The sequence below is a fragment of the Acidovorax sp. WCS2018Noco2-16 genome (genome assembly GCF_031843945.1).
Taxonomy (GTDB): domain Bacteria; phylum Pseudomonadota; class Gammaproteobacteria; order Burkholderiales; family Burkholderiaceae_C; genus Paracidovorax.
Map to the genome: position 1 here is coordinate 224,648 of NZ_JAVTJJ010000001.1, position 18,058 is coordinate 242,705.

Genomic DNA, 18,058 nt, shown 5'->3' on the forward strand with positions numbered 1-18,058 from the left:
CTGTCGAAGCCAGGGCAGGCAGGGGCGGAGGCCCTTCGACAGGCTCAGGGCGAACGGGATTAGCTAACTGGCTGGCATCGCACAGGACCGGGCTTTCCCGAGCGGCTGGCACGGGATGTGCGGGCTATGCTTCGCCGCCCGTGCCGTGCTGGACGGGCGTGCTTTCGTTCCCTGTTTTCACTCTTTCTGGGTTGTTTCCATGATCTCTTTGCGCCGCTCCGCTCTCGCCCCCTTGATCGCCGCCGCCGCACTCGCCTGCGCGGCCCTGGCTCCTGCCTTCGCCCACGCCGGCCCGCGGCTGGATCGCATCATGGACACCAAGGTGCTGCGCGTGGGCACGCCGGGCGACTACCGGCCCTTCGCCATCAAGACCGACGCGGGCTATTCGGGCCACGACATCGACCTGATCGAGCAGATCGCTCGCGAACTGGGCGTGAAGGTGCAATACGTTCCCACCACCTGGCCGCAGTTGCTGAAAGACCTGCAGGCCGACCAGTTCGACGTGGCCGTGGGCGGCATCACCCGCAACGTGACGCGCATCCGCCAGGTGGAGATGCTCCCGGGCTATGCGCCCTTCGGCAAGGTGGCGCTGGTGCGCACGGCCGACAAGGCGCGCTTCAATACTGTGGCCGATTTGAACCAGCCCGGCGTGCGCGTCATCAAGAACCCCGGCGGCACCAACGAAACCTTCGTGCTGGAGAACCTGAAGGCCGCCCAGGTCAGCACGCACGAAAAGAACGCCGAGATTCCCGCGCTGATAGCCGAAGGCAAGGGCGACGTGATGATTACCGAGACCTACGAAGCGCTGCACTACGCCAAGGCCGACCCGCGCCTGACCGCGGCCTTCATTCAGCAGCCGCTGACGCCGCCCAACACGCTGGGCTTCATGCTGCCCAAGGACGACGCGGACTATTCGCGCGTGATGGAGTTCGTCTGGGGCCTGGTGGACAGCCGGGGCGGTGTGAAGCAGGCTGCGGACAAATGGCTCAAGTGATTTTTGTGAAAAATCGTCCGCTGGCCCGTGCCAGTCAGTGCCGGAAGGCCCGTTCGGGCTGAGCTTGTCGAAGCCAGGGCAGGTGGTTGCTAAAGCCTTTCGGCAAGCTCAATGCGACCGGGTTTAACTGACCGGCATCTGCCATAAGGCAGCCGGGCATCGGTCCGAACACAGCCGTGGCGCAGGTTCAGCCGGCGGCCCACAGCGCCGTGCTGGCCGCCAGTTCCTCGGCATCCGGGCGCGCCGAAGCGTCTGCCTGCTGGCAGGCTTGGGCTAGTTCACGCACAGAGTCGGGAATTGCTCCGTCGGCCTGGGCGCACAGTTCGGCCAGCATCACGCCGAACGCGCGCACGTCCATGCGCCGCAGTGCGTTGCCCATCGTGCCTGGCGGCGCAAACGCCGCCGCGCCAAAGTCGCCCAGCAGTCCGCTGGCCTCGCCCTCGGATGCATCCGGGCGCCACAGCAGGTTGTGCGCGTACAAATCGCCATGCACCAGCCCCTTGCCGTGCAGGTGCGCCAGGGCACAGGCCACATCGGCGGCGATGCACAGGGCCACGCGAGCGGGCAGCCGCAGGCCGTCCGGGTAGACGTCGCGGGTGCAGGTCTCAAAGCTGGGCGGGCCGGCGAGCATCCGGTAGGCGGGCGCGATGCGCTCCATCACCAAACCCTCCGTTCCGGCCGGGTGGCCATGCAGCTGGCCCAGCACGGGAATGAGCCGAGCATGCCGCCCGGCAGCCAGGCTGGCCGCCAGTTCGGTCAGCGGCCAGCCGTCGCTGGTGACTTCGCCCTTGAACAGTTTGATGGCCACTTCCCTTGCGCCGGGCCCGTCGCCCAGCAGTGCCGCATGGATGCGGCCGGAGGCGCCTTCGCCCAGCAGTTCGCCGCACTGCAGGCGGTGCCAGGCAATGACGCTCGCGGCCATGTCGGCCCGGGCCTGCGCTTCGACGGCCTCGTTGAAGGCATTGCCGCCGATGGCGAGCCAGGCCAGACGCGGCAGTTCGGCCAGCCAGCCGGGCAGGGCATGGAGCCGGTTGGCGGAGATGCGTAGCAACTCCAGCGCCTCGCAGTGCCGCAGTGTCTCGGGCAGCGTTTGCAAGCGGTTGCCGGCCAGCATCAGCTTTTGCAGGCGGGGCCGCTCGCCCAGGGCGTCGGGCAGATCGGCGATGGCGTTGTCGGTCAGGATCAGCCAGCGCAGCCGCGCGGGCAGCGCCTCGGCCGGCACCTGGATGATGCGGTTGGCCTTCAAGCCCACCATTTCCAACTGCGGGCAGGCGCCCAGTGCGGCGGGCAACTCGGTGAAGCAGTTGTTCGACGCGAAGAACACGCGCAACCGATGCAACCGGTGCAGGTCATCGGGCAGAGTGCTCAGGCGGTTGCCGGAGAGGTCCAGCACCTCCAGCGTGTCGGCCAGCTCGAACACCTCGCGGGGAAAGGTGTCCAGGCCGGCGGCGATGCGCAGCACGCGCCCGCCCACCAGTTCGCCGTCGCGCAGCCGTTGCAGGTCATCGGTCATCAGTGGCGGTGTTTTGGGGGCGAACGGTGGGCGACCGCGTCACTCAATCGATATCGACGCAATGCATGCCGAACGCGCCGGCACGCCGGTCGGCGAAGAACTTCTCCAGCGTCACCTTCACCGTGCGAAAGGCGATCTCGTCCCAGGGGATCTCGTCTTCGGCGAAAAGCCGCGCCTCGATGGTCTCGAAGCCTGGGTTGAAGACGTCGCTTTGCAGCGTGGCCAGGTAGAAGAAATGCACCTGCCCCACGCGCGGCACGTTCACCACAGAAAACAGCGGCCCCATCTGGATCTGCGCGCCGGCTTCCTCGTCGGTTTCGCGCGCGGCACCCTCGGCGCTGGTCTCGTTCAGCTCCATGAAGCCGGCCGGCAGCGTCCACTTGCCTCGGCGCGGCTCGATGTTGCGCAGGCACAGCAGCACGCGCTCGCCCAGCACCGGCACCGTGCCCACCACGTTCAGCGGGTTCTCGTAATGCACCGTGCCGCAGGCAGGGCACACGGCCCGCAGCTTGGTGTCGCCGTCGTCGGGCAGGCGGTAGACCACGGCGGCGCCGCATTCGCGGCAGTGCTTGATGGGGCTGCGGAGGGTCATGCGTGGGTTTTTTATGAGTCAGAAGTGGCTGCAGCGCTTGATGGTCAAGCGCTGGTAGCTACTATTTCAATAGCAATTGGGTTGCAGGCTTACGGCGTCGTCACGCCACTGTCACCCGCAGCGTGCCCAGGCCGTCGATGCCGCCTTCGAGCGTGTCGCCGCTCACCACCGCAGCCACACCTTCGGGCGTGCCGGTGAAGATCAGGTCGCCGGGCTGCAGCTCCCACGCGGCGGACAGGTGCTCGATGGTCTCGGCGATGTTCCAGATCAGCTGCGAGACCGTGCTGCGCTGGCGGTCGGTGCCGTTCACCTGCAGCCAGATGGGCGCGTTGGCCACGTCGCCGGCTTGTGCGGCCGGCGTGATCGGGCCGATGGGCGCGCTGGCGTCGAAGCCCTTGCCGATGGACCACGGCCGGCCTTGCTTTTTCATGTCGTTCTGCAGGTCGCGGCGCGTCATGTCCAGGCCCACGGCGTAGCCCCAGATGTGCTGCAGCGCGTCGGCCGCCTGGATGTTCTTGCCGCCTTTGCCAATCGCCACCACCAGCTCGATCTCGTGGTGGAAGTTGGCCGTCAGGCTGGGGTAGGGCAGAGAGCCCGTTTCGCCCGCGTTCACCGGCAGCACGGCGTCGGCCGGCTTCATGAAGAAGAACGGCGGCTCGCGGCCGGTAAAGCCCATCTCCTTGGCGTGTTCTTCGTAATTGCGGCCCACGCAGTAGATGCGGTGCACCGGAAAGCGGTCCGAAGTGCCCACGACGGGGACGCTGGCCTGCGGCGCGGGAGTGATCACATAGCTCATGTCTGCCTTTCCTGATTCGAATGCGATGCGCAGCCGGCGGGCTGGAAAACAGCAACGCGCGGCCAGCGCCGCAGTGTGCCATGCGCCAGTGCGCGCCGCTGGCTGGCAGGCGGGCCGTTATGCTCGTCGCACCATGAAACTCTTCAACTATTTCCGCTCCTCGGCGTCGTACCGCGTGCGCATCGCGCTGGAGGTGAAGGGCCTGCCTTACGACTACGTGCCCGTGCATCTGGTGCGTGCCGAGCACCTGACGGCGGAGCATGCCGCGCGCAGCGGCGACGCGCTGCTGCCCGCGCTGGAAACCGACGACGGGCAGACCCTGGTGCAGTCGATGGCGATCATCGAATACCTGGAAGAAACGCACCCCGAGCCACCGCTGCTGCCCGCCGACGCGCTGGGCCGCGCGCGGGTGCGGGCATTGGCGCAGATGGTGGCCTGCGAGATCCATCCGTTGAACAATCTGCGCGTGCTGCGCATGCTGACGCAGGAGTTGCACCTCTCGGACGACGCCAAGACCACCTGGTACCACCACTGGACGCGCGGCGGCCTGGAGGCTTTCGAGCGCCAACTGGCCCTGCTGGCCACCAGCCGCGTCGAGGCCGGCTTGCCGCCATCGCAGCTGTGCTGGGGCGACACGCCTACGCTGGCCGATTGCTGCCTGGTGCCGCAGATCTTCAATGCGAAGCGCTTCAAGGTGCCGCTGGATGGACTGCCGCTGACCCTCGCCGCCCATGAGGCGGCCAGCGCGCTGCCGGCCTTTCAGCGCGCGCACCCGTCGGCCTGCCCGGACAACGAAGCGTGACGGCTGCCATCGCCATGCCGCCAGACTGGCTGCGCCCTGACTGGCCGGCCCCGGCCCACGTGCGCGCCGTGTGCACCACGCGGGTGGGCGGTGTCAGCGCGTCGCCTTTCGATGCGCTGAACCTGGGCGACCACGTGGGCGACCGACCAGCCGACGTGCAAGCCAACCGCAGCGTGCTGCAGGCTGCCATCGGCACGCGGCCCGTCTTTTTGAAGCAAGTGCACGGCAGCCACGTCGCAGCGCTGTCGCCCGCCACGCCCGACGGAACCACGGCCGACGCCTGCAGCGCCACCGCACCGGGCGTGGCCTGCACCATCATGGTGGCCGACTGCCTGCCGGTGCTGTTCACCGACCGCGAGGGCACCTGGGTGGCCGCTGCGCACGCGGGCTGGCGCGGTCTGGTGGGCGAGGGCGGGCGGGGTGTGCTGGAAGCGGTGTTGGAGTCTTTTCAGGCTCTAGCGCCCATTCAGCAAGCGCAAGCAGCTATAAAAAACATAGCACCGACTCGTCAAGCTGGCGATGTGTTGGCTTGGCTGGGCCCTTGCATCGGCCCGCAGGCCTTTGAAGTGGGCGCTGAAGTACGTGCAGCGTTTTGCGATATGGACGAGCGGGCGGCTCGCCATTTCACGCCGCAGCAGGCGCCGGGCAAATTCATCGCTGACCTGGCCGGGCTGGCCCGCCAGCGGCTGCATGCGCTGGGCGTGACCGACATCAGCGGCAACGACGGCACGCCGTCCTGGTGCACCGTCGGCAATGCATCACGGTTCTTTTCGCACCGGCGGGACACGGCCCGGCTCGGCGGCAGCGGGCGCTTCGCTGCTTGCGTCTGGCTCGACGGCGCCCTCGGCGGCTGAGCCGTCCGCCTGCGCCCGGTCATGCGCTTGCTGCTCGGCCAGCTGGCGCGCCCGCAGCGCACGCTTGCGCCCGGGCGTGCCAAGGATGTAGCCCAGAATCCCCATCGGAAGCAGGCCATACAGCACGAAGGTGACGATGGCGCCCAGCAGCGTGCCGTTGGCGGCATTGGCTTCTGCCACGGCCATGAGCACGGTGACATATAGCCACCCGATGATGACGAGGTACATGATGCGCGTGTGGGTGCTTGAGCGGACGGCGCTGAGCCAGGGTGAATCGTAAAAAAACTAACAAGCGTTGCCACCCGCGCCGGGGCTCGGCAACAATGGCCGGACAATGCACGCCAAGGCCGCAAGAGCCTGCGGCGATTACAGGAGGCAAAGACCATGGATTCTGACGCACAGTGGACCGAGGGCGCCCGGCAATTCCAGCGCATGTTTGGAGACGGCTGGGCTCAGGCGCTGAAAGGCTTCCAGCCCGCTGATGGCGGCGCATTTGCCGCCACCACCCAGCCACAGGCGCCGATCAAGTTCGCAGCCGACAAGTTGGCCGCTTTGCAAAAGCAGTACCTGGAAGAAGCCAAGGCGCTCTGGAGCGACGGCTTGAAAGCCCCGCCTGCGGTAGCGGACCGGCGCTTCACCAGCGAGGCCTGGACAACGAACCCGCTGTCGAGCTTCTCGGCGGCCAACTATTTGCTCAACGCCCGCACCCTGATGGGCCTGGCTGATGCGGTGGAAGGCGACGAGAAGGCCCGCGCGCGCATCCGCTTTGGTGTGGAGCAGTGGATGGCGGCGGTTGCGCCCAGCAACTTCCTGGCGTTCAACGCCGAAGCGCAGAAGAAGGCCATCGACACGCAGGGCGAGAGCATCGCCAAGGGCATCGCCAACCTGCTGCACGACCTGCGCCAGGGCCATGTGTCGATGACCGACGAAAGCCTGTTCGAAGTCGGCCGCAACGTGGCCACCACCGAAGGCGCGGTGGTGTTCGAGAACGACTACTTCCAGCTCATCGAATACAAGCCGCTGACGCCCAAGGTGTATGAGCGCCCCTTCCTGATGGTGCCGCCCTGCATCAACAAGTACTACATCCTCGATCTGCAGCCCGAGAACTCGCTCATCCGCCACGCGGTGGCCGAAGGGCATCGCACCTTCGTGGTCAGCTGGCGCAACCCCGATGCGTCGCTCGCCCAGTCCACCTGGGATGACTACATTGAGCAGGCCGTCATCACCGCCATCCACACGGTGCAGGACATCAGCGGGGCCGAGCAGATCAACGCGCTGGGTTTTTGCGTGGGTGGCACCATGCTGTCCAACGCGCTGGCCGTGCTGGCCGCACGTGGTGAAGACGCCGTGGCCAGCGCCACCTTCCTCACCACGCTGATCGACTTCAGCGACACCGGCATCCTCGATGTGTTCATCGACGACGCCTTCGTGAAGTTCCGCGAGATGCAGATGGGCCAGGGCGGGATGATGAAGGGGCAGGATCTGGCCTCCACCTTCAGCTTCTTGCGGCCCAACGACCTGGTCTGGAACTACGTGGTGGGCAACTACCTGAAGGGCGAAACACCGCCGCCGTTCGATCTGCTGTACTGGAACAGCGACGCCACCAACCTTCCCGGGCCTTACTACGCCTGGTACCTGCGCAACTTCTACCTGGAAAACAACCTTGTGCAGCCTGGCAAGCTCACGGTCTGCGGCGAAGCCATCGACCTGAATCTGGTCGACGTGCCCACCTACATCTACGGCTCTCGCGAGGACCACATCGTGCCGATCGGCGCGGCGTATGCGTCCACCCAGGTGCTGCCCGGCCCCAAGCGGTTCGTGATGGGCGCGTCCGGCCATATCGCCGGCGTCATCAACCCGCCGGCCAAGAAAAAGCGCAGCCACTGGACGCGCGACGACGGCAAACTGCCCGCCCGCCTGGACGACTGGCTGGCCGGCGCCAAAGAGCACCCTGGCAGTTGGTGGACCGACTGGTCCGCCTGGCTGCGCGGCCATGCCGGCCGACAGGTCGCTGTGCCCAAGGCCTATGGCCGGGGCACGCGTTTCAAGGCGATCGAACCCGCGCCCGGCCGCTACGTGCGGCAAAAGGCGTAACACTGGCGCTTCGCATCACCCAGCGACACCGCCCGGCCAACGCGCGGCGATGACCCTCGCCGCTGCACCGTAACTCTCAAAATTTCGCACCTCAGACTCCCCAGAAAGGATCGCCATGGAAGACATCGTCATCGTTTCCGCCGTTCGCACGCCCGTGGGCAAGTTCGGCGGCTCACTCGCCAAAATCCCTGCCACCGAGCTGGGCGCACTCGTCATCAAGGAGGCGCTCGCACGCGCCAAGGTGCCGCTGGACCAGGTCAGTGAAGTCATCATGGGCCAGGTGCTGACGGCAGGCGTCGGCCAGAACCCGGCCCGCCAGGCCATGATGAAAGCCGGCGTGGCCAAGGAAACTCCGGCGCTCACCATCAACGCCGTCTGCGGCTCGGGCCTGAAGGCCGTCATGCTGGGCGCCCAGGCCATCGCCACGGGCGATGCCGAGATCGTGGTGGCCGGCGGCCAGGAGAACATGAGCCTGTCGCCCCACGTGCTGAATGGTTCGCGCGACGGCCAGCGCATGGGCGACTGGAAGATGACGGACACGATGATCGTGGACGGCCTGTGGGACGTGTACAACCAGTACCACATGGGCATCACCGCCGAGAACGTGGCCAAGGAACACGGCATCACCCGCGAGCAGCAGGACGCGCTGGCGCTGGGCAGCCAGCAAAAAGCCGCTGCTGCGCAAGATGCAGGGCGTTTTCAGGATGAGATCGTGCCCGTCAGCCTGCCGCAGAAGAAGGGCGACCCCATCGTCTTCTCGGCCGACGAATACCTGAACCGCAAGACGAATGCCGACGCGCTGGCAGGCCTGCGCCCCGCGTTCGACAAGGCCGGCTCGGTTACGGCCGGCAACGCCTCGGGCTTGAACGATGGCGCAGCTGCCGTGGTGCTGATGAGTGCCAAGAAGGCGGCCGAGTTGGGCCTGAAACCCCTGGCACGCATCGCCGCCTTCGGCACCAGCGGCCTGGACCCCGCCACCATGGGCATGGGACCGGTGCCTGCTTCGCGCAAGGCGTTGAAGCGCGCGGGCTGGGACGCCAAGGACGTGGACCTGTTCGAGCTGAACGAAGCTTTCGCGGCCCAGGCCTGCGCCGTCAACAAGGAACTGGGCATCGACGCTGCCAAGGTCAACGTGAACGGCGGCGCCATCGCCATTGGTCACCCGATCGGTGCCTCCGGTTGCCGCATTCTGGTGTCGCTGCTGCACGAAATGCAGCGCCGCGACGCCAAAAAGGGGCTGGCTGCGCTGTGCATCGGCGGCGGCATGGGTGTGTCTCTGGCGGTGGAGCGCTGAGACGTTCAGGCGCTTAGTCTGGAAGCCGCGCACTGCGCGGCTTTTTACAGCGCCGGCGCATCAGGCTGACCGGCCGCGACCGTGGTGGCCAATCGCCATCATGAATCGGGCCTAAATCGCGCCGCTCGGTGTTTTCCTAGGCGGAGCGGTGCTTTTTCTCGGGTTAGAGTGGTGCCGGAGTTCAATGAATCGAAGGGATATCGAATGAGCCAGAAAATCGCATACGTGACCGGGGGCATGGGGGGCATCGGCACCGCCATCTGCCAGCGTTTGCACAAAGAGGGTTTCAAGGTCATCGCCGGCTGCGGTCCCACGCGCGACCATGCCAAGTGGTTGGGTGAGCAAAAGGCGCTGGGCTATACGTTCTACGCGTCGGTGGGCAATGTGGGCGATTGGGATTCGACCGTGGAGGCCTTCACGGCGTCCAAGACCGAGCACGGCAGCATCGACGTGCTGGTGAACAACGCCGGCATCACGCGCGACCGCATGTTCATCAAGATGTCGCGCGAAGACTGGGACGCCGTGATCGAAACCAACCTGAACAGCATGTTCAACGTGACCAAGCAGGTCGTGGGTGACATGGTGGAAAAGGGCTGGGGTCGCATCATCAACATCAGCAGCGTGAACGGTGCCAAGGGCCAGGCGGGGCAGACCAACTATTCGGCGGCCAAAGCCGGCATGCATGGTTTTTCGATGGCGCTGGCGCAAGAGCTGGCCACCAAGGGCGTCACGGTGAACACCGTGAGCCCTGGCTACATCGGCACCGACATGGTCAAGGCGATTCGCCCTGACGTGCTGGAAAAGATCGTCGGCACCGTTCCGGTCAAGCGCCTGGGAGAGCCCAGCGAGATCGCATCCATCATTGCGTGGCTGGCATCGGATGAAGGCGGCTACGCCACGGGTGCCGATTTCTCGGTCAATGGCGGCCTGCACATGGGCTGATGGCCCTGCCAGGCAGGTCTTCGGGCCTGCCGGCTCTGCATCCAACCCCGCTGCGGCGGGGTTTTCTTTTGGCCTGTCGCACTGCAGTGTTTTTTAAGCAGGCAACAAAAAACCCCGACGGACGGGGTTTTTGGGGGGAAATAAGGTGGGCTGGTGAATGAAGGATGCTAGGAAAGACGGCGCGAGGGCGGGAACGGTCAGTGTGAGGGATGGTTCCGGCCGGCGCAACCGCCGTTCACAGGCGGGCCGGTGCGCGCTTGCGGTCGCGTTCGTCTTCGGGCCAGGCTGACAGGATCGTGGTGTTCATGTTGAAAAAACTCCTTGGATGCATGAACAACGCACCTCCCTGGGGCTGCGTTGACAACCCGATGCAAGAAAATGCAGCGTTGTTCATCCAAGTTGGTGCAGGCTCTTTTTGCTATTGAATAAATAGCTACAAGCGCTTGAGCATCAAGCGCTGGAGGCCAAAAACACCATCAATGTGTATCAGGCTTCAACCGGACCACTTTGCAGCGCTTCCAGCTGTCCGGATACATCCAGCCACTTTTCTTCCAGCGCGGCCGTTTCGTCTGCACCGGCTTTGAGCTTGCGGCCGCCCTCGGCGATTTCAGCCGGGGGCAGGCTCTGGCTCAGTCTGGCTTCCAGCGCCACCTTTTCCTGCGCGAGTGCCGCGAGTCGCTGGTCGATGCGTTCCAGTTCCTTCTTCAGGGGTCGGCTTTTCTCGGCCAACTGCTGGCGCGCCTGAGCGCCGAGTTTGCGCTGCTCAGGAGCCGGCGCCGCCGCCTGAATGGGTGCTGCTGCGGCAGGGGCGGGCGCAGCAGCGGCTCGCGACGCCTGGGCATCGGCGGTCTTGGCCACTTCGCGCAGGCGCTTGGCCTCTTCCAGCAGGTAGCGCTGGTAGTCGTCCAGGTCGCCGTCGAACGGGCCGACCACGCCCCGGCCCACCAGCCAGAACTCATCGCACACCGAACGCAGCAGCGCTCGGTCGTGGCTGACGAGCATGAGCGTGCCTTCGAATTCGTTGAGCGCCATGGCGAGCGCTTCGCGCGTGGCCAAGTCCAGGTGGTTTGTCGGCTCGTCCAGCAGAAGCAGGTTGGGGCGCTGCCAGACCATCATGGCCAGTACCAAGCGGGCCTTTTCGCCGCCGCTCATGGTGCCCACGGCTTGCTTGACCATGTCGCCGGAGAAATTGAAGGTGCCCAGGTAGCTGCGCAGATCCTGCTCGCGCGAGGGCTGTTTGGCGTCGGCACCCATTTCCTTGGCCAGACGAATCATGTGCTCCAGCGGGTTATCTTGCGGGCGCAGCACGTCCAGTTCCTGCTGGGCGAAGTAGCCGATGCGCAGGCCCTTGCCTTCGATGATCTGGCCGGCGAGTGGCTTCATGTCGTGCGCCACCGTCTTCACGAAGGTCGATTTGCCCTGGCCGTTGGCGCCCAGAATGCCGATGCGCTGGCCGGCCATCACCGACTTGCTGACGCCTGTCAGGATGATCTTCGGCGACTCGCTCTCGTCCTCGAAGGTGTAGCCGAACGAGGCGTTGTCGATGGACATCATCGGGTTGGGGATATGGCCCGGCTCCTTGAATTCGAACGTGAATTCGGCCTCGGCCAGCAGCGGCGCCACCTTTTCCATGCGCTCGAGCGCCTTGACCCGGCTCTGCGCCTGCTTGGCCTTGCTGGCTTTGGCCTTGAAGCGATCGATGAACTTTTGCAGGTGGGCGATCTTGTCCTGCTGCTTGCTGAAAGCCGACTGCTGCTGCTCCATCTGCAGCGAGCGCATTTCCTCGAACTTGCTGTAGTTGCCGCCGTAGCGCACCAGCTTGGCGCTCTCGATGTGCAGCGTGACGTTGGTCACGGCGTCCAGAAACTCGCGGTCATGGCTGATGACGATCATGGTGCCGGCATAGGTCTTGAGCCAGGCTTCGAGCCAGACGAGGGCATCCAAGTCCAAGTGGTTGGTGGGCTCGTCCAGCAGCAACAGGTCGCTGGGGCACATCAGCGCGCGGGCCAGCTGCAGCCGCATGCGCCAGCCGCCGGAAAAGCTGTCCACCGGGCTGTCGAGTTCGCTCGATTTGAAGCCCAGGCCCAGGATCAGCGCCTGGGCGCGGGAGACGGCGTCGTAATCGCCCGCATCGGCCAGGTCGGTGTAGGCATGGGCGATGGCCATGCCGTCGTCGGCCGCTTCGGCCGCAGCCAGCTGGGCGCGCAGCTCGACCAGCCGGGTGTCGCCGGACAGCACGAACTCGGTCGCGGTCTCCGACGTCTCGGGCATGTTCTGCGCCACCTGCGCCATGCGCCACTGGGCCGGAATGAAGAATTCGCCACCGTCTTCGTGCAGCGTGCGGTTGAGCAGCGCAAACAGCGTGGATTTGCCCGCGCCGTTGCGGCCCACCAGGCCGACGTTTTCGCCGGGGTTGATGGTGGCCGAGACGTTGTCGAGCAAGACCTTGGCGCTGCGGCGCAGGGTGAGGTTTCTGAGAGTGATCATGAAAATACCAAAGGAAAACGGAGGGCGCCTTGGAACCAGGGCACCCGCATGCAGGAGACGCGTGCGCACATCGGCACGCGAGGAAAAGAGGGCGCAGCAGGCCCGGTCAGCGCGTCGATGCGTCAACGCACGGACGGGCTGTATGAACGCAGCTTTTGCGAAGCTACGCCATCGCGAGAAGCCGGCACCACTCGTCGCGTGGTTGCGGCGTTCCGCGGGCGGGCTGGGTGACGGAGCCCACGGTCACATCGGCAGCGCCACCAGCGCCTCGCGAGTGATCAGCAGCACTTGGTCGTCGCCTGCGCTGGTGTCCAGCCAGAACACCGGCAAGCGTGGGAAGGCGGCCTCGAAGTGCTCGCGCTCGTTGCCGATTTCCAGCACCAGCACGGCGTGCTCGGTCATGCGCGCGGGCACGTCGGCCAGCAGGCGGCGCACGAAGTCCATGCCGTCGTCACCGCCGGCCAATGCGAGTTCGGGTTCGGCGCGGTATTCAGCGGGCAGCGCGGCCATGCTTTGCGCATTCACGTAGGGCGGGTTGCACAAGATCAAGTCCCACGGGCCGGGCAGTTCCGCCAGGCCGTCAGACAGTTGCAGGGCGATACGATCCTGCAGGCCATGCTTGTCCACATTGATGCGGGCGACGGCCAGCGCGTCGGGGGACAGGTCGGCGCCGGTCACCACGACATCGGGGTAGGCCATGGCGGCCAGCACGGCCAGGCTGCCGTTGCCGGTGCACAGGTCCAGCACCTGGCGCGTGTGATCGCCCAGAAAATCGTCGATGCTGCCGTCGGCCAGCAACTCGGCGATGAAGCTGCGCGGCACGATGGCGCGCTCGTCCACGTAGAACGGCACGCCCTGCAGCCAGGCTTCTTGCGTCAGATAGGCGGCGGGCTTGCGCGTAGCAATGCGTTCTTCAAAAAGCATAGCTACCCGCGCTTGATCCGCCTGCGCTACAGGGTGATTTGACTGAGATTCTTCGCCGTCATCCAGGGGCGTGTCGAGCGGCAGGCCCAGGCGCCAAAGCACCAGCCATGCGGCCTCGTCGTGCGCATTGGCGGTGCCGTGGCCGAAGGCGACGCCGGCCGCTTCAAGGCGCTGGGCCCCGGATGCGACGAGCGCGCCCAGAGTGGCGCCGTGCACGGTGCCGGTCATGCCCGAACCTGCGTGTTCAGGTTTTCCAGCGTGCGGCGGTAGATGTTCTTGAGCGGCTCGATGTCGGCGACCACGATGTGCTCGTCGATCTTGTGGATGGTGGCATTGGGTGGGCCGACTTCGATCACCTGCGGGCAGATCTGCGCGATGAACCGGCCGTCGCTGGTGCCGCCGGTGGTGGACAGCTCGGTCGTTAAACCCGTTTCGTCCGCGATGGCCTGCTGCACTGCGACCATCAGCTCGCCCGGCGTGGTCAGGAAGGGCTGGCCGCCCAGCGTCCAGACCAGGTCGTATTCAAGGTCGTGCCGGTCGAGCAGGGCGTGCACGCGCTGCTTCAGTCCGTCGGCCGTGCTTTCGGTGCTAAAGCGGAAATTGAAGTCGATGACCACAGCGCCAGGAATGACGTTGGTGGCGCCCGTGCCGCCGTGGATGTTGCTCATCTGCCAGCTGGTGGGCGGAAAGAACGCATTGCCTTCGTCCCACACCGTGGCGGCGAGTTCAGCCAGCGCGGGCACGGCCTGGTGGATCGGGTTGCGCGCCAGCTGCGGGTAGGCGATGTGGCCCTGGACGCCGCGCACCGTGAGCCGGCCGCTGAGCGTGCCGCGTCGGCCGTTCTTGACCATGTCACCGGTCTGGCGCACGGAAGTGGGCTCGCCCACGATGCACCAGTCGATCGCTTCGCCGCGCGCCTTGAGCTGCTCGACCACGACCTTGGTGCCGTCGAGCGAGGGGCCTTCCTCGTCGCTGGTCAGCAGCAAGGCGATGGCGATGCTCGGATCGGGCGTAGCGCCGAGAAATTCTTCCACCGCAACGACGAAGGCCGCGATGGAGGTCTTCATGTCACTGGCACCGCGCCCGTACAGGCGGCCTTCGCGATGCGTAGGCGTGAACGGTGCGCTGCTCCACTGCTCGACGGGGCCGGTAGGCACCACATCGGTATGGCCGGCAAACACTATCGTTTTGATAGCTGCTTGCGCTTGTGTATCAAGCGCTGCAGGCCGTTTTGCCCATAAATTGCTGACACGGAAGCTGTCGGGCCCGCTGTCCAGCCGCTCGCAGACGAAGCCCAGCGGCGCCAGGCGTGCGGCCAGCAGGTCGAGGCAGCCGGCGTCTTCTGGGGTGACGGAGGGGCGGGAGATGAGCTGTTCGGCCAGGGTCAGGGTGCGGGACATCGGAGGGACAAAAAAGCGCGGCAGCGCGTGGGCAGGGTGTGTCGTTCGGGGTGCTGTCAGCCGGCCTTGACGTCGAGCACGATCTCGGTGAACGAGGGCTCGTCGTCTTCGGGCGGTGGCGCTTCCTGGCGGGCCAGGGCGGTTTTGGAATTCATGTTGAAGTCGTTCTGCAGGCGCCACATCAGGTTGGTCGGCGAATCGGCATTCGCCATGCCTTCCTTGCGGTCGATGCGGTTGCTCAGGATCATCTGCGACAGGGCTTCCTCGAACGTCTGCGAGCCTTCGGCCATGGATTTTTCCATCGCTTCGCGCACGCCGGAGAAATCACCGCTTTCGATCAGCTCGGATATCAGCTTGGTGTTCAGCAGGACCTCGGTGGCCGGCAGGCGTTCGCCCTCGGGCGTGCGCACCAGGCGCTGCGAGACGATGGCCTTCAGCGCCGACGCCAGGTCGCCCAGCATGGTCTCGCGCACTTCGACCGGGTAGAACGACAGGATGCGGTTGAGCGCGTGGTAGCTGTTGTTGCCGTGCAGGGTGGCAAGGCACAGGTGGCCCGACTGCGCATAGGCTATGGCGGCGGACATGGTCTCCCGGTCGCGGATTTCGCCGATCAGGATCACGTCGGGCGCCTGGCGCAGCGCGTTCTTCAGCGCGGTCTGCAGCGACTGCGTATCGCCACCGATCTCGCGCTGGTTGACGATGGATTTCTTGTTCTTGAACTGGTATTCGACCGGGTCTTCCACGGTCAGGATGTGGCCGGTCTGCTGCGCGTTACGACTGTCGATCATTGACGCCAGCGTAGTGCTTTTGCCCGAGCCGGTCGCGCCGACGACCAGAATGAGGCCGCGCTTTTCCAGAATCAGATCGCCCAACACGGGCGGCAGGTTGAGTGTGGACAGCTCGGGAATCTGCTGCGCAATGAAGCGGATCACCACCGCGTAGCTGCCGCGCTGGCGCATGGCGCTGATCCGAAAGCGGCCCACGCCAGACAAGGGCACGCCCATGTTCAGCTCGCCGGTTTCTTCCAGCTCTTCGATGCGCTGCGGCGGAACGATTTCTGCCAGCAGGTTGCGCGGCGCGTCGGGCGGCAGGATCTGGCCGTTGATCGGCACGCACTCGCCGTTGATGCGAATGAGGGCCGGCGCGTTCGCCGCCAGGTATATGTCGGACGCCCGCTTCTCGGCCATCAGCCGCAGAATCCGTTCCATCGTGCTCATGGTGATTGCCTTTGTGCCAGGTTGAGGTCGGCAAAGCGGGCCCTGGGGCCGCGCGGTAGAACGTATGGGACGGTCTTTAGTCGCGCAGCAGATCGTTCAGGCTGGTCTTGGACCGGGTCTGCGCGTCCACGGTCTTGACGATCACGGCTGCATAGGTGGAATAGTCCTGGCCCGACTTGGTCTTCTTGGGCAGGCTGCCGCTGATGACCACGCTGCCCGAAGGCACGCGACCAAAGCTGATCTCGCCCGTGTCGCGGTTGAAAATGGGGGTGCTCTGGCCGAGGTACACGCCCATGCCCAGCACGGAGTTCTCTTCGACGATCACGCCTTCGACCACTTCGGAGCGCGCGCCGATGAAGCAGTTGTCTTCGATGATCGTTGGGTTGGCTTGCAGGGGCTCGAGCACGCCGCCCAGGCCGACACCGCCCGAGAGGTGCACGTTCTTGCCCACTTGCGCGCAGGAACCCACGGTGGCCCAGGTGTCGACCATGGTGCCTTCATCGACATAGGCGCCGATGTTCACGTAACTGGGCATCAGGATCGCGCCACGGGCGATGTAGCTGCCGCGCCGGGCCACGGCCGGGGGCACCACTCGCACGCCGGTGGCGGCCATTTCCTCAGCCGACAGATGGGCGAACTTGGTCTGCACCTTGTCGAAGAAGCCCAGGTCACCGGCCTTCATCAGTTCGTTGTCCTTGAGGCGGAAAGACAGCAGCACAGCCTTCTTGATCCACTGGTGCACCGTCCACTGGCCCACGCCCTCACGCGTGGCCACGCGCAGCTTGCCGTTGTTCAGCTCGGCAATGACGTGTTCCACGGCATCGACCACTTCCTTGGGCGCCGATGAAGGCGAAAGGCTGGTGCGGTTGTCCCAGGCGTTGTCGATCAGGGTCTGCAGTTGTTGTGTCATGGGTCGGTCGGATCGGAATGGATCAGGTACGGGATTGGATGAATTGCACGATGCGCAGCGCTGCTTCGACGCATTCTTCGGTTTCGGCCACCAGGGCCATGCGCACGCGTTGGGCGCCAGGGTTCACTCCACCAGCCTCACGGGCCAGGTAGCTGCCCGGCAGCACGGTGACATTGTATTGAGCCAACAGGGCGCGGGCGAACTCGGCATCGGTCATGCCCAGCGCATCGGGCACCTTGGCCCAGAGGTAGAAACCGGCGTCGGGCAGCTTGACTTCCATCACGCCAGCCAGCAAAGGGGTGACCTGGGCAAACTTCTTGCGGTAGAGCGCGCGGTTCTCGGTCACGTGCTGCTCGTCGCTCCAGGCGGCTACGCTCGCACCCTGCACGGCCAGGCCCATGGCGCTGCCGTGGTAGGTGCGGTAGAGCAAAAAGGCCTTGATGAGCGCTGCATCGCCCGCGACGAAGCCGCTGCGCAGGCCAGGCACGTTGCTGCGCTTGGACAGGCTGGTGAAAGCGACAAGATTGCGGAAGTCGGTACGGCCCAGCTTGGCTGCCGCTTCCAGGCCGCCCAGTGGCGGCTCGCCTTGAAAGTAGATCTCGCTATAGCACTCGTCAGAGGCAATGACGAAGCCGTAGCGGTCGCTCAGCGCAAACAGTTTCTTCCATTCGGCCAGCGGCATGACTGCGCCGGTGGGGTTGCCGGGTGAACAGACGAAGATCAGCTGCGTCTTCTGCCAGACGTCCTCGGGCACGCCGTCCCAATTCACCGCGAAGTTGCGGGCGGGATCGCTGGGAGCGTAGTAGGGCGTGGCCCCAGCCAACAGCGCTGCGCCTTCGTAGATCTGATAGAACGGATTGGGGCAGACGACCACAGCGTCGCCGCGGGAGGGATCCAGCACGGTCTGTGCGAAGGCAAAGAGCGCTTCGCGCGAGCCGTTCACCGGCAACACGTGGACCGTGGGCTCTACCGCTACACCATAGCGGCGTTGTAGCCAGGCGGCGCAAACCTCGCGCAAGCGCGGATCGCCCGCGGTTGCGGGGTAGTTGGCCAGGCCGTCCAGACTGGTGGTGAGCGCCTCTTTGATGAAGACGGGCGTGGGATGGCGAGGCTCGCCCATGCCCAGGCTGATGGGGCTGTAGTCCGAGGGCAGCGCAACGCCAGCGAACAACTGGCGCAGCCGCTCGAACGGGTAAGGCTGCAATTGGGAGAGCAGGGGATTCATGGGCCGCGATTATG

The 18,058-nt window shown here is 65.5% G+C and carries 16 protein-coding genes; 6 read left to right on the forward strand and 10 right to left on the reverse strand.

Annotation, left to right across the window (positions count from 1 at the left end; all coding sequences use genetic code 11):
- Positions 1–199 precede the first annotated feature (199 nt).
- Positions 200–994: a transporter substrate-binding domain-containing protein gene (locus RQI28_RS00990; RefSeq protein WP_311220735.1), complete on the forward strand. Its 795-nt coding sequence runs from the start codon at positions 200–202 to the stop codon at positions 992–994.
- A 187-nt stretch (positions 995–1,181) separates the two neighbouring features.
- Here the strand turns inward: RQI28_RS00990 and RQI28_RS00995 are convergent, their stop codons facing one another.
- From RQI28_RS00995 to RQI28_RS01005, 3 genes are all read right to left on the reverse strand, one after another.
- Positions 1,182–2,507, reverse strand: a complete 1,326-nt coding sequence (locus RQI28_RS00995; protein ID WP_311220736.1) for a leucine-rich repeat-containing protein kinase family protein — start codon at positions 2,505–2,507, stop codon at positions 1,182–1,184.
- A 43-nt stretch (positions 2,508–2,550) separates the two neighbouring features.
- A complete protein-coding gene (locus RQI28_RS01000) occupies positions 2,551–3,099 on the reverse strand; it encodes an NUDIX hydrolase (protein ID WP_311220737.1) in 549 nt (182 codons plus the stop codon).
- 100 nt (positions 3,100–3,199) lie between these two features.
- Positions 3,200–3,895 (reverse strand): fumarylacetoacetate hydrolase family protein, encoded by a 696-nt coding sequence (locus RQI28_RS01005; protein ID WP_311220738.1) that lies wholly within the window; start codon positions 3,893–3,895, stop codon positions 3,200–3,202.
- Between the two features lie 133 nt (positions 3,896–4,028).
- Between RQI28_RS01005 and maiA the strand changes: the two genes are divergently transcribed.
- On the forward strand, positions 4,029–4,697 hold the full coding sequence (maiA, locus tag RQI28_RS01010; protein ID WP_311220739.1) for a maleylacetoacetate isomerase: 669 nt from the start codon (positions 4,029–4,031) through the stop codon (positions 4,695–4,697).
- Between the two features lie 14 nt (positions 4,698–4,711).
- Positions 4,712–5,551: a peptidoglycan editing factor PgeF gene (gene pgeF, locus RQI28_RS01015; protein WP_311221533.1), complete on the forward strand. Its 840-nt coding sequence runs from the start codon at positions 4,712–4,714 to the stop codon at positions 5,549–5,551.
- On the opposite strand, the gene RQI28_RS01020 is transcribed toward pgeF, so the two are convergent.
- On the reverse strand, positions 5,456–5,779 hold the full coding sequence (locus RQI28_RS01020; RefSeq protein WP_311220740.1) for a hypothetical protein: 324 nt from the start codon (positions 5,777–5,779) through the stop codon (positions 5,456–5,458). The genes pgeF and RQI28_RS01020 overlap by 96 nt on opposite strands.
- A gap of 156 nt (positions 5,780–5,935) precedes the next feature.
- Here RQI28_RS01020 and phaC point away from each other — a divergent pair, with 156 nt between their 5' ends.
- From phaC to phbB, 3 genes are all read left to right on the forward strand, one after another.
- Positions 5,936–7,645, forward strand: coding sequence for a class I poly(R)-hydroxyalkanoic acid synthase (phaC, locus tag RQI28_RS01025; RefSeq protein ID WP_311220741.1), 1,710 nt, complete (start codon positions 5,936–5,938; stop codon positions 7,643–7,645).
- A 115-nt stretch (positions 7,646–7,760) separates the two neighbouring features.
- Positions 7,761–8,939: an acetyl-CoA C-acetyltransferase gene (locus RQI28_RS01030; protein WP_311220742.1), complete on the forward strand. Its 1,179-nt coding sequence runs from the start codon at positions 7,761–7,763 to the stop codon at positions 8,937–8,939.
- A gap of 204 nt (positions 8,940–9,143) precedes the next feature.
- Entirely contained in the window at positions 9,144–9,881 is a 738-nt protein-coding gene (gene phbB, locus RQI28_RS01035) for an acetoacetyl-CoA reductase (protein ID WP_311220743.1), read from the forward strand.
- 486 nt (positions 9,882–10,367) lie between these two features.
- Here the strand turns inward: phbB and abc-f are convergent, their stop codons facing one another.
- The 6 genes from abc-f to dapC form a co-directional block, all read right to left on the reverse strand.
- Positions 10,368–12,368: a ribosomal protection-like ABC-F family protein gene (gene abc-f, locus RQI28_RS01040; RefSeq protein WP_311220744.1), complete on the reverse strand. Its 2,001-nt coding sequence runs from the start codon at positions 12,366–12,368 to the stop codon at positions 10,368–10,370.
- Positions 12,369–12,611: 243 nt separating this feature from the next.
- On the reverse strand, positions 12,612–13,520 hold the full coding sequence (prmB, locus tag RQI28_RS01045) for a 50S ribosomal protein L3 N(5)-glutamine methyltransferase (RefSeq protein WP_311220745.1): 909 nt from the start codon (positions 13,518–13,520) through the stop codon (positions 12,612–12,614).
- Complete coding sequence (gene dapE / locus RQI28_RS01050; RefSeq protein WP_311220746.1) at positions 13,517–14,692, reverse strand: succinyl-diaminopimelate desuccinylase; 1,176 nt, start codon at positions 14,690–14,692, stop codon at positions 13,517–13,519. Before dapE ends, prmB begins: the two co-directional genes overlap by 4 nt.
- Positions 14,693–14,748: 56 nt before the next feature.
- A complete protein-coding gene (locus RQI28_RS01055; RefSeq protein ID WP_311220747.1) occupies positions 14,749–15,909 on the reverse strand; it encodes a PilT/PilU family type 4a pilus ATPase in 1,161 nt (386 codons plus the stop codon).
- 76 nt (positions 15,910–15,985) lie between these two features.
- Positions 15,986–16,819 carry a 2,3,4,5-tetrahydropyridine-2,6-dicarboxylate N-succinyltransferase gene (gene dapD, locus RQI28_RS01060; RefSeq protein ID WP_311220748.1) on the reverse strand — a complete coding sequence of 278 codons (834 nt, stop codon included), beginning with the start codon at positions 16,817–16,819 and terminating at the stop codon, positions 15,986–15,988.
- Between the two features lie 22 nt (positions 16,820–16,841).
- Positions 16,842–18,044 (reverse strand): succinyldiaminopimelate transaminase, encoded by a 1,203-nt coding sequence (gene dapC, locus RQI28_RS01065; RefSeq protein WP_311220749.1) that lies wholly within the window; start codon positions 18,042–18,044, stop codon positions 16,842–16,844.
- Positions 18,045–18,058 lie beyond the last annotated feature (14 nt).

Bases quoted from the DNA above. Each gene is read 5' to 3' on its own strand.
- RQI28_RS00990 (WP_311220735.1), top strand. From the start codon at position 200: ATGATCTCTTTGCGCCGCTCCGCTCTCGCCCCCTTGATCGCCGCCGCC.
- RQI28_RS00995 (WP_311220736.1), bottom strand. From the start codon at position 2,507: ATGACCGATGACCTGCAACGGCTGCGCGACGGCGAACTGGTGGGCGGG.
- RQI28_RS01000 (WP_311220737.1), bottom strand. From the start codon at position 3,099: ATGACCCTCCGCAGCCCCATCAAGCACTGCCGCGAATGCGGCGCCGCC.
- RQI28_RS01005 (WP_311220738.1), bottom strand. From the start codon at position 3,895: ATGAGCTATGTGATCACTCCCGCGCCGCAGGCCAGCGTCCCCGTCGTG.
- maiA (WP_311220739.1), top strand. From the start codon at position 4,029: ATGAAACTCTTCAACTATTTCCGCTCCTCGGCGTCGTACCGCGTGCGC.
- pgeF (WP_311221533.1), top strand. From the start codon at position 4,712: ATGCCGCCAGACTGGCTGCGCCCTGACTGGCCGGCCCCGGCCCACGTG.
- RQI28_RS01020 (WP_311220740.1), bottom strand. From the start codon at position 5,779: ATGTACCTCGTCATCATCGGGTGGCTATATGTCACCGTGCTCATGGCC.
- phaC (WP_311220741.1), top strand. From the start codon at position 5,936: ATGGATTCTGACGCACAGTGGACCGAGGGCGCCCGGCAATTCCAGCGC.
- RQI28_RS01030 (WP_311220742.1), top strand. From the start codon at position 7,761: ATGGAAGACATCGTCATCGTTTCCGCCGTTCGCACGCCCGTGGGCAAG.
- phbB (WP_311220743.1), top strand. From the start codon at position 9,144: ATGAGCCAGAAAATCGCATACGTGACCGGGGGCATGGGGGGCATCGGC.
- abc-f (WP_311220744.1), bottom strand. From the start codon at position 12,368: ATGATCACTCTCAGAAACCTCACCCTGCGCCGCAGCGCCAAGGTCTTG.
- prmB (WP_311220745.1), bottom strand. From the start codon at position 13,520: ATGACCGGCACCGTGCACGGCGCCACTCTGGGCGCGCTCGTCGCATCC.
- dapE (WP_311220746.1), bottom strand. From the start codon at position 14,692: ATGTCCCGCACCCTGACCCTGGCCGAACAGCTCATCTCCCGCCCCTCC.
- RQI28_RS01055 (WP_311220747.1), bottom strand. From the start codon at position 15,909: ATGAGCACGATGGAACGGATTCTGCGGCTGATGGCCGAGAAGCGGGCG.
- dapD (WP_311220748.1), bottom strand. From the start codon at position 16,819: ATGACACAACAACTGCAGACCCTGATCGACAACGCCTGGGACAACCGC.
- dapC (WP_311220749.1), bottom strand. From the start codon at position 18,044: ATGAATCCCCTGCTCTCCCAATTGCAGCCTTACCCGTTCGAGCGGCTG.